Source organism: Bradyrhizobium manausense (genome assembly GCF_001440035.1).
GTDB lineage: Bacteria > Pseudomonadota > Alphaproteobacteria > Rhizobiales > Xanthobacteraceae > Bradyrhizobium > Bradyrhizobium manausense.
The window spans coordinates 79,463-104,239 of record NZ_LJYG01000044.1 but is presented as its reverse complement, the minus strand read 5'-3'; the positions used below and the strand labels follow the sequence as shown (position 1 = coordinate 104,239).

At 54.8% G+C, this 24,777-nt stretch carries 17 protein-coding genes; 9 read left to right on the top strand and 8 right to left on the bottom strand.

The window, feature by feature from the left end; all coding sequences use genetic code 11:
• Positions 1 to 737 precede the first annotated feature (737 nt).
• Entirely contained in the window at positions 738 to 2,378 is a 1,641-nt protein-coding gene (locus AOQ71_RS10075; RefSeq protein ID WP_162268341.1) for a recombinase family protein, read from the top strand.
• A gap of 541 nt (positions 2,379 to 2,919) precedes the next feature.
• Positions 2,920 to 3,909 (top strand): hypothetical protein, encoded by a 990-nt coding sequence (locus AOQ71_RS10070; protein ID WP_057745289.1) that lies wholly within the window; start codon positions 2,920 to 2,922, stop codon positions 3,907 to 3,909.
• Between the two features lie 77 nt (positions 3,910 to 3,986).
• On the opposite strand, the gene AOQ71_RS10065 is transcribed toward AOQ71_RS10070, so the two are convergent.
• Positions 3,987 to 4,229, bottom strand: coding sequence for a hypothetical protein (locus tag AOQ71_RS10065; RefSeq protein WP_057745286.1), 243 nt, complete (start codon positions 4,227 to 4,229; stop codon positions 3,987 to 3,989).
• 57 nt (positions 4,230 to 4,286) lie between these two features.
• Here AOQ71_RS10065 and AOQ71_RS10060 point away from each other — a divergent pair, with 57 nt between their 5' ends.
• The 4 genes from AOQ71_RS10060 to AOQ71_RS44970 all read left to right on the top strand — a co-directional run bounded on the left by AOQ71_RS10060 (position 4,287) and on the right by AOQ71_RS44970 (position 8,149).
• A complete protein-coding gene (locus AOQ71_RS10060) occupies positions 4,287 to 5,705 on the top strand; it encodes a hypothetical protein (RefSeq protein WP_157083459.1) in 1,419 nt (472 codons plus the stop codon).
• A 280-nt stretch (positions 5,706 to 5,985) separates the two neighbouring features.
• Positions 5,986 to 6,342 (top strand): helix-turn-helix transcriptional regulator, encoded by a 357-nt coding sequence (locus AOQ71_RS49680; protein ID WP_157083458.1) that lies wholly within the window; start codon positions 5,986 to 5,988, stop codon positions 6,340 to 6,342.
• Positions 6,343 to 6,344: 2 nt separating this feature from the next.
• Entirely contained in the window at positions 6,345 to 6,848 is a 504-nt protein-coding gene (locus AOQ71_RS10050; RefSeq protein WP_057745277.1) for a RuvC family protein, read from the top strand.
• Positions 6,849 to 7,393: 545 nt separating this feature from the next.
• On the top strand, positions 7,394 to 8,149 hold the full coding sequence (locus AOQ71_RS44970) for a hypothetical protein (protein WP_157083456.1): 756 nt from the start codon (positions 7,394 to 7,396) through the stop codon (positions 8,147 to 8,149).
• 34 nt (positions 8,150 to 8,183) lie between these two features.
• On the opposite strand, the gene AOQ71_RS10040 is transcribed toward AOQ71_RS44970, so the two are convergent.
• Together AOQ71_RS10040 and AOQ71_RS10035 are read right to left on the bottom strand one after the other, a co-directional pair.
• Positions 8,184 to 8,339 (bottom strand): hypothetical protein, encoded by a 156-nt coding sequence (locus AOQ71_RS10040; RefSeq protein ID WP_157083455.1) that lies wholly within the window; start codon positions 8,337 to 8,339, stop codon positions 8,184 to 8,186.
• A 64-nt stretch (positions 8,340 to 8,403) separates the two neighbouring features.
• Positions 8,404 to 9,222: a hypothetical protein gene (locus AOQ71_RS10035; protein WP_157083454.1), complete on the bottom strand. Its 819-nt coding sequence runs from the start codon at positions 9,220 to 9,222 to the stop codon at positions 8,404 to 8,406.
• Between the two features lie 343 nt (positions 9,223 to 9,565).
• Here AOQ71_RS10035 and AOQ71_RS10030 point away from each other — a divergent pair, with 343 nt between their 5' ends.
• The 3 genes from AOQ71_RS10030 (at position 9,566) to AOQ71_RS10025 (ending at position 16,014) form a co-directional block, all read left to right on the top strand.
• On the top strand, positions 9,566 to 9,841 hold the full coding sequence (locus tag AOQ71_RS10030) for a hypothetical protein (protein ID WP_057745263.1): 276 nt from the start codon (positions 9,566 to 9,568) through the stop codon (positions 9,839 to 9,841).
• 865 nt (positions 9,842 to 10,706) lie between these two features.
• Positions 10,707 to 11,348 carry a PKD domain-containing protein gene (locus tag AOQ71_RS50195; protein WP_430648616.1) on the top strand — a complete coding sequence of 214 codons (642 nt, stop codon included), beginning with the start codon at positions 10,707 to 10,709 and terminating at the stop codon, positions 11,346 to 11,348.
• Between the two features lie 103 nt (positions 11,349 to 11,451).
• Complete coding sequence (locus AOQ71_RS10025) at positions 11,452 to 16,014, top strand: NF038122 family metalloprotease (protein WP_057745260.1); 4,563 nt, start codon at positions 11,452 to 11,454, stop codon at positions 16,012 to 16,014.
• 786 nt (positions 16,015 to 16,800) lie between these two features.
• Here the strand turns inward: AOQ71_RS10025 and AOQ71_RS10020 are convergent.
• The 5 genes from AOQ71_RS10020 to AOQ71_RS10000 form a co-directional block, all read right to left on the bottom strand.
• Positions 16,801 to 17,415 (bottom strand): LabA-like NYN domain-containing protein, encoded by a 615-nt coding sequence (locus AOQ71_RS10020; RefSeq protein WP_083514100.1) that lies wholly within the window; start codon positions 17,413 to 17,415, stop codon positions 16,801 to 16,803.
• A 371-nt stretch (positions 17,416 to 17,786) separates the two neighbouring features.
• The gene (locus tag AOQ71_RS42970) at positions 17,787 to 18,635 is read right to left on the bottom strand and encodes a replication-relaxation family protein (RefSeq protein WP_162268340.1); all 849 of its coding nucleotides are present in this window, start codon (positions 18,633 to 18,635) and stop codon (positions 17,787 to 17,789) included.
• A 522-nt stretch (positions 18,636 to 19,157) separates the two neighbouring features.
• Entirely contained in the window at positions 19,158 to 21,266 is a 2,109-nt protein-coding gene (locus AOQ71_RS10010) for a type IV secretory system conjugative DNA transfer family protein (protein ID WP_157083452.1), read from the bottom strand.
• Positions 21,256 to 22,821, bottom strand: a complete 1,566-nt coding sequence (locus AOQ71_RS10005; protein WP_157083451.1) for a hypothetical protein — start codon at positions 22,819 to 22,821, stop codon at positions 21,256 to 21,258. The genes AOQ71_RS10010 and AOQ71_RS10005 overlap by 11 nt, the downstream gene beginning before the upstream one ends.
• Before the next feature lie 606 nt (positions 22,822 to 23,427).
• A complete protein-coding gene (locus AOQ71_RS10000) occupies positions 23,428 to 24,030 on the bottom strand; it encodes a hypothetical protein (RefSeq protein ID WP_157083450.1) in 603 nt (200 codons plus the stop codon).
• Positions 24,031 to 24,777: the final 747 nt, after the last annotated feature.

Here is a 24,777-nt window from a genome sequence, read left to right as displayed (position 1 = left end):
GCCGTGTATTTCCAATCGCACGCGCTTTCTTGGAAATTCCAAAAAGCGTTACAGCCAATCTCCTGTGTCTCCCGGCGGGCGAAACCGAATAGCGACGAGAGACTTTCTTTGAAAGCCACCGAGGGCGCGGGAAAGACGTAGTGCGCCGGGATCCGGAATTCCGCTTGAATCGACGATAGCGTGCCATGCTGTTCTCTCCGCAAAAACCACACGTGGTTATCTAATCACTACCGCAAGCATGCATTGTGCTGCTTGGCCGGCAGGTCGCCTCATGATTAATCGCCATCACAGCGCCCGAGCCAGCTAAGTTCAACCTGCCAGTTTTGGGAGGGGGCGCTGGTTGGCCGATGTCTCGGCAGGCTCCACAACGCGCCGGTATGCCGCTGTCGACCGGCCGGCAAATTTCAGGCAGGAAGCAGCGTTCGTCATAATGAGCGTTGAACAGCGAGAGTCCACTTCAGGTGAATGTGCGCGTTTGGCATTTTTTGCCGCCTAGCATCTTAGCTGCTGGAAAGTACATGATGCGAGAATGAGAACAAGGACGATGCTTCAAGTTCACTATCAATTACATGACGAGTCACCAGCTGGACACCAAATGCGGTTAGCTAGCGCTTTTGATCTTCTATTTGAGGAGGTCCTAAGAATGTGCTCCGTTGTTGGATGTGTTCATCATCACGTTGCACCAACCGAGTCGACTCATGCCGGGGGTCGGGAGTAAACTTATCTCTATAGAGAGTATGAACCGCGAAGAATTGGTACCAAGCACAAAGCTGATTGCAATATACGCGAGGGTCTCGACTGCGCGACAAGAGGAGGAGGGGACCGTCGAGACCCAGTTAACAGCGCTCCGAGATTTCGCTCGTCAGCGCGGTTATAGCATCGTCAAAGAATACATTGATGACGGCTGGAGTGGAGACATTCTTGTCAGACCGTCGCTGGATCAGCTCCGCCAGGATGCGCGAGAAAAAACATGGCAAGCCGTTTTGGTCTATGACCCTGATCGGCTAGCTCGACGATATTCCTACCAAGAACTGGTGATGGACGAATTGCGAGAGGCCGAAATTGAAATCATATTTGTTACTGTTTCTGCCCCTAAGAATAGCGAAGAGAAGATTTTGCATGGCGTGCGAGGTCTGTTTGCTGAGTATGAGCGCGCAAAAATCGCGGAACGCTTTCGGCTCGGGAAACTTCGCAAAGTAAAAGAGGGCCACATCCTCGTGAGTGAGGCTCTCTATGGCTATAACTACATTCCTAAGCTCGACGGCAAGCATGGATATTACGAAATTAATCCAGAAGAAGCGCGGGTTGTGAGGTTAATTTTCAGCTGGGTCGCCGACGACGGCTGCACCTTACGGAAAATCGTGCGCAAACTACAAGGACTCGGCATAAAGCCCCGCAAGAGCAAGCGGGGAGTTTGGAACACGAGCACGCTCAGCACATTGTTGAGGCACAAGGGCTACATCGGCGAAGCCCACTGGGGCGCATCATATGCTGTTGCGCCTCAGCACCCAATCAAACAAGACGCGTATCGAAAAGTAAAAAAGACGAGTCGTCGAATGCGACCGGGAGAAGAGTGGCTCATTATTCCGGTGCCTGCAATCATAGATAAAAAGCTCTTTGAACGTGCTCGGGCGCAACTCGACGCCAACTTCGCGTTATCTCAGCGGAACAAAAAGAATGAGTATCTCCTTGCGGGCAAGATTGGATGCGTCTGCGGGAGAAGTAGATCCGGTGAAGGTGTGCTGCGGGGTAAGCACCTCTACTATCGTTGTACCGATAGAGTGCTCAGCTTTCCTCTGTCGGCAACGTGCAAAGAACGGGGAATAAATGCGCGTATCGCCGATAGGCTCGTTTGGGACAAGATTGCCGATTTGATGGGCTCGGAAGAATTGCTCTCTGAACAGATCAGTCGCTGGTTGGGGACGCGCCGGGCAAAGGTGCAGTCATCTGGCGACGATGTTGCCGCGGCGGAAAAAGAATTAGCCGCATTGAAGGTGCAGGAGGATCGCTACAACAAAGCGTATGGCGCTGGCCTGTTCACGGTCGAACAGCTGAGAGAATACACGACCCCGCTGCGGGAGAAACTCACGTCGTTGAAAAACACAATTGCGAGTGCGCAACAACAAGAGAACGCTATTCATGTCACCGAAATGCCGAGCGCCGACGAGATCAAACAATTCTCTGATGCAGCGCAGACAACACTCCACAACTTGAGTTTTCAGGCGAGACGGGCGATACTGCTGAACACGGTAGAGAAAATCGTGGGAACGGCCCAACAATTACAAGTCCGTGGCTATATTCCAGTAAAAGATCATGTCGAGTTCAAAACTAGCAATAGGCATGGTCAGGATGCAACACGACATCGTATTTCCGTTTGAGTTTCAATTAGAGCTACCCCCTCCTCGCACACAGAGGGTAATCTTAGCCCGCACCGAGAAGGGGAGGATCATCTCCTCTGCGCCGCCGCCTACGGCAAACGGATTACACTCGTGAGGCGGCACAAGAGAACGTCTCCATTTTTGTCATTCATTTCGCCACAGCGTTTTGTTGCTTGAGTGGCTTACGCGCCTCCCCGGCTTACCTCTTTTCCGAAGCATGGGAGAATGTCTACTTTCAGGCACGAAAGAGCATTGAGAGTAAGAAGCAGCTTCGTTTTTTGCATAAGAATGTTGTCTAGACCTGTTCATTGCGAGCGCCGACGACCTTGGAGCGGACACCGGGATGACGGCAGAATCCATCGCTGCAATGGCAAGTGCGATCGTCAAGAAGATGGATACTCCCCCCACCGCCGGCCTGTTCAGACCTCATTTTGGTTTGGAGCCTTTCTCTTTGTGAAGCAGATTACATTGTCGACCGATGAATCCTGGTAAGTAACTTTCGGCAGGTGTGTTCCAATCCGGATCCTGGAGGGGCGCGGATATGCACAACATGCTTCGTCTACATTGGAATCTATTAGGTCTGCGTAAGAGCGTCCTGTCTTTGGCGCTTGTCGCGGGATCGGGCTTCAGTCTGATGGCGACTCCGACGGCCTGTTTTTCTCAGCCGCTTGATGCTGCCGCGGCAGGCTCAAGATCGGTGGGCCAAACAACGCCGATCGAGGCGCCTAATTTGTCCCAAGCCAAGATAGAAGAGATCATTCTGCAATTCATTCTTGTAGGTCTTTTCGGCGGCCTCTTCACATTCGTTTTGTCTACTTTGCGTGATTCCAAAGTGCGAAATGAATCTAACCTTGCCTCGTTGCGCGATCTGATTATGCAAGTTGACGACCTGTATCGTGCCACCAAGCAGACAAAACGAATGATCCGCGCGCGTCTCGAGCAACGTGACGACGGGTATCAAATCGTCGCCAAGTTCTTCGCTGCGCGGATGGAAGAGCTGAGTAACACCCAGCTAAAGCTCGAACAGATCCGCAATGCCATCCGAACCCGACGCGATCTCTTCGATGAAACGCGAAGAAAACGTATTCTTGACGAAATTGAATATTCTGACGACTACCTCCACCAAGTGGTGCACGAATTTGAGACAAGGAAGGTGACTTGGTGTGATGCGTATTGTCGCATTTCATCGTCGTGCAAGACATTAATGGATTTTTTCGGCGAAAGTCAGCAATGTGAAGAGATTGAGGCTGATATTAAGATCATGCGTGACGCGAACGCCACCTTAGATCGCTTCGGTGCGTTTAAAAGAATCATTGGAAAAACTGGAAACCAACGGCACAAACGGGTTTCCGATGCCTGCATGCTGCTCGTAATACGAGAGATGCGGGACATAGTTTTAGAGCGGCAGCGCCGATTAATCGATCGTTTGATGCGCGGGTCCATCAAGAGTCCGACTGCCGCATCATCACCGAACGATGAAATGTCTAATAGGATCCAAGAAGATCGCGGTGTGCTTGAAAGGGTCGGCTAATGTTCGAACCATCGTCCGTGCGATGATGTGTAGGCTGTTCGCATGCCCTATCGGGTGGTTCGTTCTAATAACTCGATTTACCAAAGTGTTTGTTGTTTGAGAGGCTTACGCGTTTCCGGCCCCTCTTTTGATGGCTTGCCCCGCTCGTTTGCGCTTGCATCATCGATGGTCTTTTTCAGGTCGAGCAGCATGTTTTTGACCCACTCCATGGATGTTTCAAGCGCCGTGAACCGCCCGTTTGAATACCAGGCCATTGCTATTAGGGCGCTCAAAAGCCCAATGAAATACTCCCAGCCTATGTGAATTGTTATGCCTTCCATGCGGCGAGCCTAGACGCGAAAGGTTTTCCGACCAAGGCTCGGGAATGTGCCTGGCAGATGCAGCCTGGCGCCTCGTCGAAATCCACGCGATCGAGCACCATTCAACGTATGAACATTGAGGCCATCGGCAGGGCGACGAATGAGCAGCGGCAGGTCACACCGACGGTCTCCAATGTTCTCGAAGACGGCACCATCGTTGAATTGGTATTTCGAATGGAAAATCGCACCACGTTGTTTGCGACCTCGCTAGCGGGACGCTGGACATTGGCTCGGCAGGTAGACGTGCCAGGCCGCCATCGACTGGTTCCGTTCTCGCCCAGCAACAATCTGATCAAGAATGAGGTTGTCCTGCTTCCATCGGAGCCACACTCTTATGGAACCGAGCAAGAGCTCGTCTCCGAGGTTATCAGCTTCATCCACCGCTATGCTGATCTCAGCCCGTCCTTCGAGCAGGTTGCGGCCCACTATGTGCTGCTCAGTTGGGTCTATGATGCCTTCAATGACTTGCCGTACCTTCGCCTTCGAGGCGATTTCGGGACAGGGAAGACCCGGTCGCTCCTCACGATCGGCTCCCTTTGCTACAAGCCGTTCTTCGCAAGCGGCGCCTCGACGATCTCACCCATCTTCCACACACTCGATGCTTTTCGCGGCACCCTGATTTTCGACGAGGCCGATTTTCGCTTTAGCGACGAGCGATCCGCGATCGTCAAGATCCTCAACAACGGCAACGTCCGCGGCATGCCGGTTCTGCGCACGGTCATGAACCGCCAGCGAGAGTTCAACCCGCAGGCGTTCCATGTCTTTGGACCGAAGATCGTCGCAACGCGGGGCCGCTATGAGGATCGCGCGCTGGAGAGCCGGTTCATCACGGAAGAAACGGGCGCGCGGCCACTGCGAAAAGATATTCCGATCAACCTACCACCGACATTCAAAGATGAAGCCCGCGAGCTGCGTAACAAGCTACTCCTCTATCGTTTTCGCAGACGGCACGAGATCACGCTCGATCCATCCCTCGCCGACCCGACGCTGGAGCCGCGCATCAACCAAATCATGCTGCCGCTCCTCAGCGTCCTCAGCGATCGCCTGCTCCAGGCTGAGCTTCGCAATGCGGCGAAGCGCGCTCAGGATTCAATCATTGCCGAGCGTGGCCTCCTTATGGAGGCGCAGGTTCTGGAAGTCCTCATGGAGCAAATGCTGTCTTCCAGTAGAAGCGTCGTCCCGGTGGCGGAGGTTACGAGCGGAATGATCCGCCGCTACGGTGCGGAGTATGAGCGACCACTAACAAATCGGTGGATTGGAAGCATCTTGCGCAAAAAACTGAATCTTGTGACCTACAAATTCCATGGGGTGTACGTGGTGCCTATGGCTGAGCGTGAGAAGACAGAGATGTTATGTCAGCGGTATGGTGTGAGCGTCACTATCGACGCCGCTTCAAAGGAGGGACATGGGGACGTGGGGACTTCTGGCGCCTTCTAGGGCATCAAGGGCTTTGACGGGTCTCGCAAATATATGCGAGGGGAGTGCTGGCATTCAGCTCACGAGAGGCGCTCTCCTACGTCCCCACATCCCCAAGTCCCCATCTCCACCCGATCTTCATGCCGGATAAGGCATCCTTTCTGAAGCCACGATAGATAGAATGAGGGCCGCAGTTTTGTAGTAAGTGCCGAGTCGGCACTTTTTCGTGTCTCGGACGAGACCACATTCAAGGGGATCATAGCATGCGTGCCTGTCATTTGCTGACCGGCTTGCACCAACTATGCATCACCGACACCAATCATACCTTCGTCCGTATCGTCGTCGCTGGGGGCTCACCCAGCAGGAGCTCGCATTTCTAATTGGTATCAAGAGCCGAACTGCCATCTCTCGAATTGAAGGGTTGAAGCGAAAGCCAAGCCTCAATGCGGCACTCATATGCATGATGATCTTCGATATACCTGCATTAGAGTTGTTCCCGGGGCTCCTATCGGAGCTGCGTCAAGCCATTCTCGCGCGAGCCAACGAACTCTATGACGAACTTCAAGGCAATTCATCGAAAGCGGCGCGCCTGAAGCTCGATTTTCTTGAACAGCTCGTGGAGCGAGTGAACGCGAGACATTCTGAATCAACTGTATGAGGATGCTCCGCCGCTATGCCCTCGTCCTCTCGGTCTATCTAAACACGCGCGGCTTTGCTTTCATCCTCTTCGAAGGTCACCTGTCGCCCTTCGATTGGGGGATACACGAGACACGCGGCCCCCGAAAGAACGGCACATGTCTCACTCGCATCACAACTGTTTTCGATCGATATGCGCCCGATGCTCTCGTCATTCAGGACACGACGGAACAAGGAACAATGCGAGCGCGGCGGATTTGCAACCTGAATACCTCGGTTGTTAAGCTCGCGAATGATCGCGGCATTCCCGTGTTCGCGTATTCGCGGGACCAGGTTCGACGCGCGTTCGAGGGCTACGGATGCCCGAACAAGGCAAGTCTTGCTGAGTTAATTGCGAAGCACATTCCAACCCTTCAGCAATATGTCCCGCCGCCTCGCAGACCGTGGATGAGCGAAGATCGCCGAATGGGACTGTTCGATGCCGCCGCGCTCGCACTGGTGTTCTTCCAGCACCTCGCCACCGGGTAGTGCGCCCTATTGGGTTCGGAGAAGCGATACCCGGGGTCCGAGTTCATGCTCGAATACCATTCTGCGGTCTAGACTCCATCATGAGCCGAAGCAAGCAGGCGTCTCATTCGATATGAGGAAACGAGAACAGGACGTCATGATAAAGCAATATGCCGCTAATAAGCATCGGCTCACGTGTCTTAAGCCCCGCTATTTGGAAATCTTTGAGTATCGAGTCGGCCTTGCAGATGGGTGCTTCCATACACTACGCGAAGCAGGCGAGAAGTATGGGGTCAAAGGGGTGAGAATTGGACAGATAACTGTGCGCGTTGAATACGAGCTTGAGCAGTTGCAGATGCGGATCAGACATCAAGAAAGGTGACCAACGCGCCTGCACCCAAGCGAGGGCCCCGCTAGATACCGCGTGAGAGCGGATTTCCATAGCATTATCGGTCCGTGAGCATGGCTCGACGCTAGCAGCTTCCCGCCGGGCGAGCTTCCTTCGACATATGGATTGAATAGGAGTAGCATCACGGCATTGAAGAGCGAGCATTCGGAGGGCGTACATGCCCAACCTTCTGCAAATCGCGCCTGTTGCGGCAGCGCTGATGATTACAGAAGCAGCTGAAAGGAAAGCGGAAGCGATCCGATCATTCGAATGGCACGGCCTGGTCGAATACGGGGACACCGGCGAATTCGAATCGTGCTATCTGGCAAAGAGCAGCCACAAAGAGCCTTATCCGATCCTGTATATCGCAGAGAAGGCGGATCGCACTCTCGAACTCAAAGTGACTTTCGGTCAACGCGGCGTGCCGATCCGGAAGCGGGATGAATTACTGCCCGACAACAAGAGGCCTCCAGCATTTCCGTTTGCTCTCGACGGGCCAACCAAAGAGAGCAGGTTCTTGAAAAATGCGAGCGTGGGCGTGCGCCTATATACCACCACATCGACTAGTGGATCGAACGAGCTTTTCTCAAAGTCATACGCAGCCACTCTCTTCCTGTCTGACTTCAGTTATGGGATTATTTCAAAAGAGTTCAATTATAGAGTGTTCGTTACGATCCCATTGCCAGCTGCCGATCCACTTCTATCAAAATTAGCCACAGCCGACGGTCTGACGGCTTTGGTACCCGAACCTGTGGGCTCCGACGTATCGATCTCGTTTCGGCATCGTTCAGTTTGGCTCCCGTTCGCGAATCCCAAAAGCGATGCATCGGAAGCTCTTGTCGCCTTAAACGAATGCGTCAACAGACACTTGCCACCGTCACGGGATCAATCGGACCAACACAAAGGATCATCATCCACGAGTTCAGAGCACTAGACGAAGAGACCATGCTCGATGCACGGCAGCCGCCTTAGTAGAAATTGAACTTGATCCAATCTCTGACCGATTCGATGCTTAACAGAAATCCGAGCACAACAAGTGCTGCTAGAGCAATCAAGCGTTTGGTGGTCGGATCGGCTTTCGAGAATGCTCTAGCCCAGTTGCGGACTTTCTCGACGGCATTCATTGAACAGCTCTCGATGCGTGCGCCTGGATAACGTTCAGGCATCGGTTGGCACGGGACATACCCGTTATGGTCTTAGCGATCGCGAAAATCTCAACAATCCATGCTTCAGGTATTCATGCACGATCGCCTCACTTCCGCTGCTGAGGCAGTGAAAGGTTGTAGCCGTGAGCTGCCCGAATATCAGAGGTAGGGTCGGAGGTAGAGCAGGCTTCGCGGGCAGGATATGCTCCAAGACACCCGAGACGACGTAAGAAACAATTAGAACCGGGACCGATACGATGGTTGTCGCTGCGAGCACAACAGTAGTTATTAACGCGACTGGAAGCACAATCGGGAGCGCGAGAAGAGAGAGTAGGCTCAACGCCAACACCCTGAGCTCACGACCTAGTCCAACGAAGTAGAGAGCGATGTTCAGAAATCCCAATATGGTGCCAATAACAAACGGGATTGCAAATAGTATCATCACTAAAACGAACATAAGCGGCAACCCAACTAGCACCTCACGCCGCGATGTCATCTTCGCACCCAAGATCCACAGCAGAAAAGCTATTCCCGACAGTAGCTGCAAAGTCTTGGTCACAAATTCAGACAGAGATTTGCTGCTGAGTAGATATAGCAATGGGTTGCTGCCGCATTGCGACGCCACATCGCGCGGCGCACAATCCCACCATTCAAAGAGCTGGTAGGAGACAAGCGCGTGGATGCTCTCCTCGTTCCAGCGGGACATAGTTGCATTATCGAAGCCAATGAGCGCTAAGCCTTCGAGAAGAAGATAGAGCAGGAGAGACGAGCCAAACCACACGGCAGCCGTAGCCCAGAAGGAGCTTTTTCGATGCTCACCCTGATGTTTGGAGTCTTCTTCGTGTGGTGACGTATTCGCCATCTTGTGGCGTCCTTGTGAGGGGAACCGCGCGACAGCCGATCTAAGCGCTACAGCATTCAATCAAGCTTGCTGCTTGCTCATCTTGTTCTCCGCCAGGACCTCACCATTTGTGCTAGAGAGCGGCCGTCCGCGGCTCCGCAACTCTAATCTCCGACGGTTCTCACGACAACAATGCAAATCTCGGCTGCATCCTAGCTTCCTTCTGGATGAGGTCTTCACTTCAGGACCGAGATCTCTGCAACGCAATTGTCCTCGACGAAGACGAGCTTCGTTTTGGACAGATAACAGCGCGAGTCGAATACGAACATGAGCAATTGCAGATGCGGACCAGAGATCAAGGAAGGTGACCGGCGCGCCTGCACTTACTATTGCTGCACTCGCGAAGCATCGCAGCATTCAGCTTTTTGCATATTCGCGCGATCAAGTGCGAGGCGCCTTCGCGTGCTACGGATGCTCGAACAAGCAAAGCTTGGCAGAGCTGATTGCGAGGCATATTCCGGCGTTCGCACAATACGTTCCATCGCCCCGGAAACCATGGATCAGTGAAGACCGGCGGATGGGCTTGTTCGATGCAGCAGCGCTGGTGTTCTTTCGGTCGATCGAGGATGAGATCGGATAAAGGAAGCACTTGTGAGACCAGCGCGCGAAGAGAAGGAGGGTCTGCGGCCCTAGGCGCTCGACCGAGCAATTCTTGCTATCCGAGCTGAACGCGTTCCCGTTGCTGCCCGGGGGAGTGTCACCTCACCGTCACTGTTGCGGTGCAATCTTACGAATGTTAGGGCGCCGTGCGCCGCCAGTGCATATTTCCGCGTAACAATCCGAGTGGTTGCGCAGCAGCATAGTTGAGGCGTGACATGAGCAATCGTGCTCGGCTTTTCAACCGTGAATTACTTCTACGCCATCGTGTTGAGTGGCTCGTTTGGCAGCTAGCTCAACTCCAGGAGCTTCGAGCTCGGGTCACCAAATCCCCAAGTCCGAACAGCGGATGAGTTGTTTGCGCGGTCCCAAACAGGCGATCTCAGCTGCGAGCATTGGTAGAGTTCGCCTGCGCACCATAAAGCCCCCGTTTTAGCGCGCCTCGGCTCCGCGGCGGCGCGGCAACTTAGAATATTCCTTGATTTTACGATTAAACCGTTCAATAAATATCCAATTAAATAGGGCGCGGGTTGTGTGCCCCGATAGCTGCCCACAAGACGGCGGCATACCGAGTTCGTCGTTAGTCGAACTAGCAGCGTCGAGCCATCGGCGGGCACCGCAAATCGCGACTGTGATTAATACGCCGTGAGATAGCCATCCGAGTATGAATTCGTGCGACCGATCATGCGCGAACTATTGGCGAAACAGCAAATTACTTGAAGGAGATTTGTTATGGGCAGGGCAGTCCTTGTACTTGCTATCTTTGTTTATGGAGCGTGTGTCAGCTCCACTTGGGCCCAGCAAGGCGCTTGGTGTGAGGCCAACTGCAAAGCCCTCTGCACGAAAATATGGGGCAGCGCCGGAGCCGCGAACTGCTTTGCGCAGATTCCGTGCTCGAATTACGTCGGCAAGGCTTGCGCGCCCGCGTCCGTCGTGAACGCGCGATACACTGCCTATTGTCACAACAATGCAGGAAAAGGGACGTACCGCTCGGCTTGCAGTCACTTTCCGATGACAATCAGCCTCTTGCGGTTACAGTCGTGGTATACTTCGTTAGAATGAGAACACACCTATTCATAGCCGCCAGCGCAGTACTTTGTATCCTTAGCGCTGGAGCAGTTCTTGCTCTCTGGCGTGGGTCTTTTTCAGCTGCAGTTGCAGAACCGGCACATCAGGCATTGTCATCAGCATTCGCGACGGCGCCGACATCCGGCCCAGCGCCGCTTACGGTGGAGTTTTCTTATCATGCCGATTTTGATAGATACTACTCGATCGATTTTGGGGACGGACAGAGCAATAGTATTTCAGTCTGCGGCAGACCTACAGGGTCGTACCGCGGCGGGTATTGTAGCTTCACCGCCACCCACACCTATTCCTCACCCGGCATCTACACCGCGCGACTGATCGAAAGTTGCGTTAGAAACACGCTGTGTAAAGCACCTTTTGAACAGAGAATTGACGCTGCCGCGAAGATAACCGTCGGCAGATAGACGAACTGCATGTTTGTGCAGAGATATTGATGGGCACCTCACAGGTGGCACAGGCTATGGTTCAGCAGGGTACGAGGGCGATTGCGGTAACCGGGAGCATGCCATGAATATTCAATACATTTACGATTCGGATACTGCCTCTATGCCTCTGGAGGCCAAAGCTGCTTTGAACACTGTCGCTACTTATTTCGACGGTCTCTTCACAAACAACTACACGCTCTACATTGATGTGGGATGGGGCTACGTAGGTGATTCCGCCCTCACTGACGGAGGTGCAGGGAGCTATAGAAATCAAAGCACCTACACCTATGCTCAACTCCTCCAATCAACATACGCATACACTCAATTGCCGGCAACGAACCCGCTTCCGGGCGGAAACTATGTTATCTCGCAAGCGGAAGCGAATGTCCTTGGACTATCGACGATCGCAGGCAGCGCAAACAACCCAGATGGATGGATCGGGTTCGCCACTACGCCCGGCACGGGCGAAACTTGGGCTTTCACCCCCTCCGAACTCACATCGACCTCGGTGGACTTCGTTGGCACAGCTGAGCATGAGATCACGGAGATAATGGGGCGAGTCTCGTGGGAGGGGCAGAGTGAGTACACTTACACGGCGGTCCCAGCTTCTAATGGAGATGTGAAGGAACAAGCATCTCCTTTGCCGGTGACAAACGCAGAATCGGTAATGGACCTCTACCGTTATAGTTCAGCGGGCGTCCGCGAAACTGCCACTGGTGGCATAGGTAGTACCGGGTACTTCTCTGTCAACGCAGGCACCACAATTCTCGGGATTTGGAATAATGATCCAAAAAATATGGATGATCCTGCTAGTGGTGATTTAGGTGATTGGGCCAACGGCAAGAACGCTGGGCTCCTAAACAGTTTTGACGCGTTCAACAACAACGAAACGCTTGACGTAACTGCGCCGATATCTTCATCGGACCTTACGTTGATGCATGCTCTGGGTTGGACCACCACCACAACACTGCCGGACTTGGAGATTGATAGTCTGACGCCGCTGAACGCAACGGTGACGGCCGGTAGCTCGATTTCGCTTGGGGCAGTCATTCATAATTACGGCACCGCTTCGGCAGGTGCATTTAAGACGCAAATCTACATCTCTCCCCACAGCACATACGATTCAAGCGCCATCGCGCTTGGTGCCGACTTCTCGGTCGCCTCACTAACCGCAGGGTCCGTGATCAATTTCAATGAGTCGGCCACGGTGCCAAGCAACCTCTCCTCCGGAAATTATTACCTGATCGTCATAGCCGATTATCTCAATCAGGTCACAGATCTCAATATCGCTAATAATTCCTATTCGGTCCCAATCGCATTGAGTTCTGTACACTTTATCAATACCCGCGCAGATCTATTGGCCGCCTTACAGCACTTCGACTTCTCGGGTCACTATGTCCTCGGCGCGAACATTGATGCTACGGGCGTCACCATTGCGCCTATTGGCTCCTCAAGCAGCCCATTCGGCGGCACATTTGACGGAAATGGCCACACGATCAACGGACTTCACATTGTTGGAAATGGGACCTTCGTCGGTCTATTTGCGGATGTTGGAGCCGGCGGAAGGATATCGGACCTCGGGCTGACGAATCTCTCTGTCTCCGCACCGCGTGGCTATGACGCTGGTGGATTGGTGGGCCGCAATTTCGGGACAATTGAGAACTGCTACACGACCGGAGCAGTGAGCGGCACAGCCGGAAACTTTGTTCCTGGACTGACCGGAATCGCGATCGGCGGAATCGCGGGTTGGAATTTCGGTAGGATTGAAAATTCGCGCTCCTCTGCAAACATTACGAGCAACAGCACCAGCTTTGTCGATCTGGGCGGACTTTCTGGAGGCAATACAGGCACCATCGACAATTCACACGCGAGCGGCGTGATCACCGGGCACAGTGGCGCATACGGCTCAGGGCTTGTGGAAATCGGGGGCCTAGTCGGAGCACTCGGATTTAGTAACGGAACGAGCGGAGTAGTCGAGCACTCATACGCTTCTGGGTCAGTCATCAGCACGGGCTCGAACACCTCCGCTGGTGGCCTCATAGGCGCGTCGCTGAACAACAGCCTAATCACACAGTCGTACGCAACAGGGCCGGTGATCGCGGGCGGGCCTAGTTGGGTCGGAGGTCTCGTTGGCAGTCTCTTCAATGGCACCGTCTTGCAATCCTTTGCAACGGGCTCGGTCCGTGTCGGTGATTATGGGGATGCTGGCGGACTCGTAGGCCAAATGAGCGCGGGCACGATCCTGGAATCGTACGCAAAGGGTGCCGTAACCGGAACCAGCTCTACAGACGCGGGCGGTCTCGTCGCGCATTCCTATGGTGGCACCATCAGCCAATCCTACGCGACAGGAAAAGTCACTGCCGGTATTTCCTTTGGCATTGCTGGCGGTCTCGCTGCCCAAAGCAGTGCTTTCACCACGAGCTCCTATTGGGATTATCAGACCACGGGACAGCTGAGAAGTGCGGGAGGTATTCCTGAGCCGACTACCTATCTAAAATCCGGCATCCTACCCGCGGGCTTCGACCCATCAGTTTGGATCGAGAATGGTGGATATCCACATCTGCGCTACGTGCCACAGTCGAGCGTAATCGGCGGGAAGATTGCCGGAGCTACTGTATTTGCAGACGACAACGGCAACGGTACGCGCGATCCAGACGAATCCTTCACCATTACCGATGACCAGGGTAGCTTCGAGCCGATCGGGGGTACCGGGCCGCTGGTCGCATACGGCGGCATGGATACCTTCACCGGGCTCTCCTTTAAGGGAATACTTGAAGCTCCGGAGGGGTCCACCAAGATCAGCCCGATCTCGACGTTGGTTGTAGCGCTTCAGAACCAAGGCGTTTCCAACGCGGACGCACAGGTGCTTTCGGCGCTATCGATCAATCCAGCTGTTGACATAACGAGCTTCGATCCGATTGAGCAGCTTCTCGTCAATGACGTCGACGCCGCGCAAATCTACTCAAAGAACGCCGAGATCATGAATACCGTCGCGGCGATCGCATCGGCGCTCACGAATACTGGATCGATCGCTCAAAACTCGGTGCAAGTATTCAATGCACTCGCCACCATCATGAACAGCCAAGGTACTGTACCGGTCGACCTGACCGATACGGCTCTCATTTCTCAACTCTTCACGGCGGCTGCGCTGGCATTGAGCGTACCAATCGATCCAAAACTTTTGTCAGCCGCGGCGAGCGTGGTAGCAGTCAGCAACTCGATCATCGAACAGGACGCGTCACATTCAATCGGCCAGACCCTGATGGACGCGGTGAGCCGCGTGGAGCGCCTCGGCCAAGGAGCACTTTCAGATGCGCTTCAGAAAGCCGCGGCGGATCCGAGCTTAATCGATTCTATTGTGAACGCGTTCATGGGCTCTAACCTCGCCAGTGCGCTCGCACCGGAGACCACGGGCGCTAACCATGCGCCATGGCTTGCAACGGATGCTATATCGGCGCACCCGGTTTCTGAGCTTGCCGGAAAGTCCAGCAGCAACGTGTTGGATACAACAAATGGCAAGCTCCTGTTTACGGATGCGGACGTCTCAGACACCCATCAGGTCGGTGCAGTGCTTGAACAATCTTCCATCAAATGGACAAATGCTGACGGAACAATCTCATCGACGACGCTGCCGACCAACACGTTAGATGCGCTCATCCATGCTGTCCAAGCAGCCGTCCTCAGCGACAGCACGAATGGGAGCATTGGAGAAATCTCATGGAGCTTCAGCGCCGCTGATCACTATTTCGATTTCTTGGCGGCCGGCGAGTCGCTACGTGCTACCTACGACGTCGCAGTTAAGGATAACCAGGGCGCCACATCGCTCGAGCCGGTCACCATCGTCATCAACGGCACCAACGACAATCCGATCGCGCTTCCCGATAGTAACGGCGTGGCAAAGGGATCAACGATCTCGGTAACCGCGCTCGCAGGTGTGTTGTCGAACGACACCGATGCTGACGTTCACGACCATTTGGTGGTCGGCGCGGTGAACGGATTGGCATCCAACGTAGGCCACGTGGTGAAGGGTACCTACGGGTCGCTGACACTGAATCCTGATGGGAGCTACCGCTACGTGGCCAGCCGCGCATCGAATGATGACCACGACCGCGAAGGAAACCATACCCATGAGTCTGGGGGAGACGATCAGTCGACCGATGTTGTCCGGCAAGATGTGTTCACGTACACGATCTCCGACGGCCATGGAGGCTCGGCGACCTCAACGCTGAGGATCGTCGTTTTTGATCCGGGCACCAAATACCAATCTGGCGTCAATACGACTCTCATTGGCGGAAACGGCCCCGACGTGTTGGATGGTTCAGCGGGGCACGATGTGGCGATCGGAAGTAAAGGTGCCGACGTCCTGATCGGCGGTGACGGCGATACGATTACGGGGGGCCATGGTCGGGACACGTTCCTTTTCCGCCCCAACTTCGGAGCGAACGTGATCACGGACTTCAATATCAGCAATGATGTACTTCAGTTTGATAAATCACTCTTTGCAAGCGTGACCGATATCCTAGATCACACAACGAACACTGCCGCTGGCGCAGTGATCAACGACGGACACGGAGATACGATCACCCTTACCGGGCTGATGCTCTCCCAACTGCAAACGCACCAGAACGACTTTCATTTGGTTTAGGGCGAATTTCAAACGGACTAAGCGCTCACGATCCGCCGGTTTGAGGCACGACAGCATTTGGAGCCGTTCACTCAGAACAGCACAAGTGTAAGTCTGACGCGGACTGGACATTATGAGCCTCTTAAAACGACTTGACGATGAGATTGATGAAAAGAAGTAGGACGAAAACTCCGCAAATCCGAAGCTCAATGAGCTAAAGCCCTCGCCGCCAGATGCTCCCAGTACTCTGCATCTGCAAGGAGCTTCCAGCTCTTCTCAGGTTGTCGCGCGGCACTCTGTCGGCAAAGCAAGGCCATTGCGCGAAAGCGGCGGGCAGCTTCCATTCCAACCTCCCATGTTTTCCCCAAACATATTTTTCAATTTTGCGATGGAGTCATCATGAATATAACCGATAAGCAAATTTCTCTTTGAACCGCAGCCAATTAGGTTCCCTCGACCAGCTGATCGGGAACTAGTTTCGGTTTAGGCTTCACATCGGTTGCGGACGCTCGCTGTGGCCGCTTGGTGCGCGTCAAAGCGCACTCCAGCTATGGGCGACCTGGCATCGCGAGTGCGCGAGAGCACAACGGCATATGCGAAGCTCGCGAGCGGCACGTTGCAAATGTCCGAAACCGAACCGACCGGACGCGTGGCTTGCTCTCTAAATCGTCCGTTGCTGAGAACCGAACCATATTGGCGATCAGCCTGGCGGAAATGCCGGGCTTTTCGTCGCACTCACTTCCCGGGATCACGAGTGCCGGCCTCCGAGCACAGCACCGAATGGCATTTGTGCTCTCGCCTCGGACGTCAGTCCTCGAGCACGCTATCATTTCCCTTGAGCCCTGGGGTGGTTTCACGCTCTGGGCGCAGGTGCGAGCGATAACGCGGCTCGCGCTCACGCGGCCGTTCCGACGGATTGCGACCAATTTTGGCTTGGAGCTCCGTAAGATCTATGAACACGTCGGCTTGCCGGCGGAGCTCGTCAGCGATCAAAGGCGGATGGCAGGCGATCGAAGAGACCACGGTGACGCGGACGCCGCGGCGCTGCACGGCTTCGACCAGCGAGCGGAAGTCTCCATCCCCGGAGAACAACAACGTCTGGTCCATGTGCTCTGCGAGTTCCATGGCATCGACTGCAAGCTCGATGTCCATGTCACCCTGGACCTTGCGGCGACCGGACGCGTCGATGAATTCCTTGGTCGCCTTAGTGACGACGGTGTAGCCGTTGTAGTCCAGCCAGTCGAGCAGCGGCCGCAGCGAGGAGTACTCCTGATCCTCCACGACCGCGGTGTAGTAGAACGCCCTGAGCAGCGTCCCGCGACCTTGAAATTCGCTCAGCAGCCGCTTGTAGTCGATATCGAAGTTGGCGGCATAGAGATTGGCTCCATCGATGAAAAGCGCAATCTTACTGGCGAGTGACATGATGGGCGGTCTCTGGACCGCGAAGTACCACGCTGGGGGCTCAGTGCATGTGAACCCGCCTAAGAAGCACTTCCAAAGCTCTTCATCTAAGCTTGATCACACAAAGGCTATACCGTAGTCCTTTAATCTTCAAACAGTTTTGCGGTCGACAAGATTAATTCGTAAGCATTTTCCGAACGGCGGCCGCTGGCGGCATCGGCGAACGATCCGGCGCGCGAGATTGGGTTCGCGCTATCGACTCTCCTCCGATGTGCGACAGTTCTTTCGCAGTGCAATCGTGAACTCGCTCTCGCCTCAAAATGGCACACACAAGCGTACGGCATCCATTGCCGAGAAGATGGACCGACCCCGATCGATCTCCCTTCCTAACGCTAGGCCAATCTGGTCCGGCGACCTGCCCCGTCCTCCCAGTCATAGGCTATCGGACCACTGGCACGTAGCTCGTCGCGCAAAGCAAACAGGAAAAGAGCCGGTCCGATGCTACGCGCCTCGCTCAGTCTAAGAAGCGCTTCCTTCATCGATTGCGCGCGACTGCGATCGGGCGTGACGATTAAAACGCGGAATGCTTTCCAGCCGAATTGAGTTTCGTGCTTCTTCGCTGAATGTGCAGCAAGGTACGCCTGCATTTTGCGCGCGACGCTCGTTTGCGCAAGGTCGGCACGCATTATCGGCATCGTGCCACGGTCAATTTCCACCATGAAGCAGCGACGCGAGCTATCCGAAAATCTGACACCGAAGGTCAAGTCCGGCACAAGCCCGATCTCCTGCGTCTTCCCATTATGCGACACCCCGACTCGCATTATGAGTGGATTGCGCATGCTGCGCGTCTGCTTTGGAAATTCAGATATAAGCTCATCTGATCGAATGAGAGAGATATCGTCTCGCTGCCGCAGCGCGCGATCGAGCGACACTTGAAAGTCAATAATCTCCAATTGATGTTCGATAAATGGTCGACCTGCATTCCGATTTCTTCGGCTCAGCTCGAGATGTGCGCACTCGATTCCGCGCCCCGCAAGCAATTCGGCGCCAAGCTCACCAAGTGCGTACACCATCGGTGCCGACCCTGACGTGGGATAGTAGTCGAGCTGCGCGTGCGGACGGTCGACATATCCGGCATGGAAGAGACGACATAGTCGATCGTTGGCGCGATCGAGTGAGCGATCAACGAGCGCCGCAATGTGCGTGGAGCGCAAGAAGCGATGGCGCGCCAGCTGCCGCAAGATTAACACGTCACCTTCAGTGACTCGGAAGGTGGGTGGTTCTAACGACCGGCGGAAGCGAGGCCGGCGCTTCGTGGAGCAAGCTGATGCTGTATTCATAGGCCGAATGTAGCAGATCCGACATCGCCCGCAGACGATCGATCCCGCGCGTTCAACGCAAACGTGAACAATCGCCGCTGTGGCACATACGTTCACGCGCCGGCACATAGCAAAACACGCTTCGAAACGCGTATTGGTGAACGGTGCAGACGAGCGCAGCCTCAGGCGCTATCTACATTTTCGAAGGGAGGTGGTACACATGGACCTAGACGGAAAGATCGCCCGAGTTAAAGAGCTCATCGTGAAGCGCGAGGAATTGGATGTTGAACTCGGCGAACTTCTTGGCGGCGCAGTCCGCGAGCGCCGTATCCCCAAATGCTCAATATGTAATGAACCTGGACATCGCGCGAGCACGTGTCCTTCAAGAGCAAACCCTGCCCCAAACTAAAAACAAGCCCGCTTCGGCGGGCTTCATTTTGCGCCCTACGAGCGCCAATCATTACCGCCCAGGTCCTGCGGCGGCGCAGGACCTTCATCAACCGGCTGCTCTAAGCTAGTCCCCGGCTTTTGGATATCCGTCCGAGCAGCCCGGTGGATTGGGCTAACGGCATAGCGCGCTCGAAGACGCTTGCGAAGAGCCTTCTGCTCATCAACTGTCATGCGCGGCTCCTGATACAGGTCCGTGGCTGGGACGCCAATCGACAGCGCGGCATCTGTCAACCCGCGGACATACGCGGCGAAATGGTACTGCGGCTGATTGAGGATGAATTCGGGAGTAGTTCGCATGTCGCGCGCAAGCGCATGGGCAGCTGCATCGCTGATCTTCGAAGCCCACTTTATTGCGGTGGCGCCATAAAGTGCGTCAAGCACCTGTGGCTGCATTTGTTGCAGCCGCTGATGCGCGAGGATCAAGCCCACGTTGAGCTTACGCGCCTGATCGAGGATGACGGGGATTTTTGGATCACGCTTGATAAAGTCCTGACATTCATCGATGTACACGAAGCATGGCAGGCGCTTGTGCTTCGGAAGAAGTTGTCGTTTGTGTGCCGCGAGCAAGATCATGGAAATGAAGAAACGTCCAACAATCTCCACGCCATCTTCTTGGAGAAGACTCTGCGGAACATTGATGAGGATGACCTTCGCAGCCCCCATTTCGGTAAAGAAGTCGAACTTGGACTTGGGGGCAGAGAACATCCTGGAGAGAGTTCGGATGCGCTTAACGGCAAACAGACGGTCGACGACTTGCTCCTTGGTGCGGTCGAATTCCTTACTGTTGAATTTAAGCTCAAAGAAGCGCCTCGAATCCGGATCGAGCATCGAGACGTACTGCTGGAACTGAGCGAGCCCGCGTGGCTGCATGAGGGAAATCAGCGTGTCGAGCGTTGCCGACGGAATAGTCAGCAGCAATTCGATCGTGAAGTGAAACAGCGTATGCTGACGGCTCGTCATCTCCGCCGAAAGTAGTGCACTGAAGATGTAGTCGTACAGCGAGAGCACAGCGTTGCGGAAACCTTCGTGCTCGGCAGGGGAGTAGGAACGCGCGTCATCCAGGCCGACATCGAAGAGGTTGAGCGCGACCGGCCACTCGATATCTTCGGCGTCAATGACAACGAGCTTGCCATCAAGGGGCTCTCCCGGCGCGAATACTTTCAAACCTTCGATCGCTTTAATGAGGTCGCGGTTGCTCTCCATGACAACGATGGACGCTTGATCACCGGCTACCAGGTCGAGGTCTCGCGAGATCAAATACTGGAGGAGTGTCGATTTTCCGGTGCCTGGCGGAGCCACGATCCACGCGTGCTCAAAGCGGGATTTTTGAGGTAGCGAGAAGGGAACAGGGCAGAGAAGGAGATCGGCGAGGGGAGTACCTTTGAGATACGTCTCGGCGAGCTCTATGGGAGGAAGATCGGAATCGCTGGCATAGATCATCGGTCGTCGGGGCTTCTCATCTTCTGGAGAGTTCCCAGACGCTTCGCACAAATTGACGTACAGACGTTCGTACAGTCTTGTAAAAAGACCAACCTCGACGTTTTCCTTTCGGCAGATGGTACCCATAATTCGGTCCACGACATCGCCAGGCTTGCGCAACAGGCAGACGAGCGGAACGGTGAGTGGTGCAGCGTCCGCGTTCTCGGACAACTCGGGCAAACTCGAAATAAAGCCCCAACAGACATCGCGCAGGGCCGTAGTGAGCAGATCGCTTACGCGTTCCTCGTTGGCGAGAAAGTGCTCTTTCGCGCGCAGGTACCGGCGCAGGTCTGCATGCTGCTTAATGGAAAGCGTCGCGCGGTGGAGGTCGATATCGGGGAAGGAGAAGATGGTTGTTTCCAGAGCGAGGATCTCCTCCTGGCATCGGTCCAGCACCTTCAGAAGTGCGGCTGACGACGGAAGGTCAATTAGCTCTCCAACCTGTTCAGCAATGTACGTATTGATGCGAGCGATTGAGTCCTCTCGTGCCCAGATGGACCTGAGATGCGCAGCGCGCACTTGGTTGTACAGGTCGATCGTCTCCGCGAGGTCACGCGCTCGCTCATCCGTGAAGCGACGAAGAAATGGAGTAAAGACCGACGGGCGTGAGTATTCAGAACTCAACGATTTCCTCCCGTCCATTGAACGTGGCCGCCTCCTCAAGATATCCCTTTAAATTGGTCGCGGCTTCTCTGACAGCCTGTTCTGCCCCAATTAGTTCGTCCATGCTCTCACATTCGACATGCACACCACGAATGAGGCCATCGACCGTGATCCGAAGCGAGAGCGCTGCCATCGTGGCACTTACCGCGGCGCGGGCTAGGCGATAAAAGGTTTTTCCAGTACCCAACAGCTGCGCGTTCGAACCGGCGGACCATGAAGGGTGGTCCCGAGTGCTCTCGAGATGCTCCCTCGTTGCCTCTTTGTGCCGTTCGCGTGACTGGCTCTCATAAACTACACGATTGCCGAGCCCATATTTTTTGATGAGCGCGTGCGCCTCTGCATTAAGGTCGATGCGCGCGTCAAGCATGAAGATCATCTTTCCGGTCAAATGACGTCGCTCTGAGCGCTTTAACTTGAGCGCCATGAACTGCGCAGGTGGTAGGACGACATTCACTGCCTCTGGAGAGTCGCGGGCGGTCTCTTGTTCGGAGATCGAAGCTAACCGATCAGGGGCGCCGTCAAGCTTGCGAGCCTCTTGGTCAGGGACCGCCTCTGACCGTTGATCTAACTCTACCTCGGTTCGAGCATTTTCTAAGCCGTACCTAACCCACAGAATACCAACGAGAATGGCCGCGGCGATAAGAGCTGCGACAGTGTGCAGTGCTGCGTCGTTAATGCGGTAAGTAGATGTCGTGCTCTTCTCGTCTACGGAAGTCGTACTCTTCTCGTTTACGTCAGATCCTGTCGTACTTCTTGGTGAAGGCGGCCCATCGCCGGGAATCATGCACACACCAGTCGTCGTGTCACACCACGCACACCCTCCGCCGCAACCTTGAGCGTCCGAATTGTTGCCCGGGGGGTTCTCACGACTAGTCTGTTGGCGACCCAATGGCGATTTCCCGGTTAGCTGTGCCATACGCCGTACAAGCTCAAGTCGCCGCTGCCACAATTTCGCGCGGTCATCTAGTGAACCGCGTTCAATTGATAACGCCGAATCGCAGGCGCTGATGCCCGCATTCAAGCTTTGAGCATCCGTGAAGCACGCCTGCCAGTGCTGCAGAAACTTGTCGTACTCGATGTCATACGGCTGCTGGTCCGGCGCGTTCTGCTGAACAGTGTTCTGTTCTGAGTAGTTTCTATCAGCAGTTTGCGGCACGGAAGAAAGACTGAAGACAAGCACGTCGTCGCGGTGCCCGATTACGTGGCAACTCGAATCTACGACCGGTGCCTTGCCGTACATTGTAACGCCGCGCTGATCCGGCGAAACGGGTCCTGTTACTGCATACGGTAGCGCACCACATACTTTGGAGAAAACATAGGCTGTCCCTGAGTATTTATTGCCGTCTCTGCGTCCGTCAAAGAGGAGGGTTCTGGACTGAACCCCGGCTTCCAGAAGCCCGGCGGCCGGGGTTTGGTAGTGAAACTGTCGCCGCGCACCGGCCGCAGAAAGCGAGACCAAGGAGCCATTGTGATCCCAGAGGGTGGCTTGCTGGGCGGCCGTTTCGGCAGCAATCACAACTAGCGACAAGCAAACGCACAAACAGATGTACGCGCGAGTCGCATGTCCACAGCCCGCGAACTTTCTAGCCGATGCGCTCCGCTGCAGCGTCACACCTTACCCCTCCCGTTCGGGTCCGGCGGAAGTGCAATGCTAGCTAAAGACAATCACATCCACGCTCTACAATCCAGACGGTTCTTGCGAGCCACCTGTAACTGCGAACGGACCTCATGCGGCGTTCAACCTTGACCTCATAAGGCCGCCGTTGCCGGCGGACTATTGGGACAGCAATAGCAACCGTTCTGCTACTTTAGCGAGCTGCTTTTCGGAGGCATTTGCATTTCGCCAAACCGACTTAATGTGGAACGCCTTTCGGCCTACTGTAACTCCCGATCGAGCTGGCGAGGGAGGAAAACATGGCGCAGCGTCTGTGCAGCGTGTGCGGAAAAGACAGAGATATGAAGAATGGCAAAATATGTGAGAAAGGACATTTTGTTTGCTACGAGTGCCAGAAGGGGCGGACGAGGTGTCCGTTGGATGGCACTAAGCTCGCGTAATCCGCTGGCGCCTGCGCCGTCAGGCCGCGTTTGAACGAGCACCCGAAGTATTGATTCACTAACGCGCTTACGACGCCGTCGCAGCCCTTAAGTATTGTATGTATCTGTCGCGCGCGGCCTCGAGACTCGCGTGCTCCGGTGCGTATTCTTCCCTGAACATTTCAGCCCTGTCGCATATGGGCTGGATTCCGGATGGCAGCGCTTTTTTCGGAAGGGCAGCCGCGATGGCATCCCATTGCTCTTTCATTTTCGCAATCGAGCGATCCTTGGCACAGAATCTTAGTACCGTAAGTAGCTTATTGTCCGGCACTCCGAGATCGACGCCGCGCAACACCTCTACGCCCATCCCGTTCAGTTCAGTTCTGGTGTCTTTATCCACCGTAAACAAGCCATCGATTTGCTGCAGTTCAAACTTGGTGCCGTGAAAACCAGATGATTGCGTCGCGTACCCCTTCCGGTACATTTGAACTATCGCGGCGCGCACCTGTGGCTCAAGCCATTCTTTGAACGCAGCCATATAGATCTCTTCTTCGCTAGGTTTGGGGTTTTCCCTAAGCCGCGCCTCTCCCTCGGCTTTCATGGTTTGATGGACCTGTTGTCGCAATGCGCCGAACTGCGAACGGAGCGTCTCTGGACTTGTCCTGAAGGCGCGCCTTTCTAAGGAAGACATTGTTGTTATTCTATCATGCTCGTCACGAGCACGATCGCGATGGTCGGTTCGACAACCCTTGCTGCCCAAGGCACACCAATTTTGGATCTCGCTGAATCTGGAATACGCTTGTTCGCCGCTTCGCGGAACGTTTGCCACTTGTGTCAGTGACGATGAGCGTGTTGATGCGCGTAGGTATGCGACAACAGGTCATTTTTCGTCGACTGACGCCGAGGGGATGCAGCTGGCCTTCGAGATGGGGGGAACATGCCTCGCAACGGCAGCGCTGACGTTGACGTTGACGTCAACGTCGAGGCGATCTCAAAGTGAAGACCGAGAAAGAGAATTCTGCGAAGACAGATGCAAGCTTTCGATTGGCAAGCGCTGCGATTCGCTTCTTCAACAAGCATCACGCGTGGATAGGCTTGATCTCAAGGCAAAGATCTTCTCTCCCAGTTTGTATGTAAGTCTCACAACATGACGTCCTCCCCATGAAGAGATTGAACGCAAGGCAACTCCTCGGACGGAAGTCCGTTGCAGCTTCAATCTCGAACTGTAGGGGAACCAATGACCGCGCTCGCGCGGCGTTGTGCGTCAGCACAACGGAAGTCGCGCGCACCGCTTTGCTGTATTGCTCTCACATGGTTAAGCATGGCGGCGGATGCCAACCGCTCACCCCGCCTTACCTTAAAGGCGGGGCGTACGGCGGGGGATAGGGAGCAGATCAGCTTCCAAGAAGGAAGGGCTGGCTTTGGAGGGCCAGCCCCG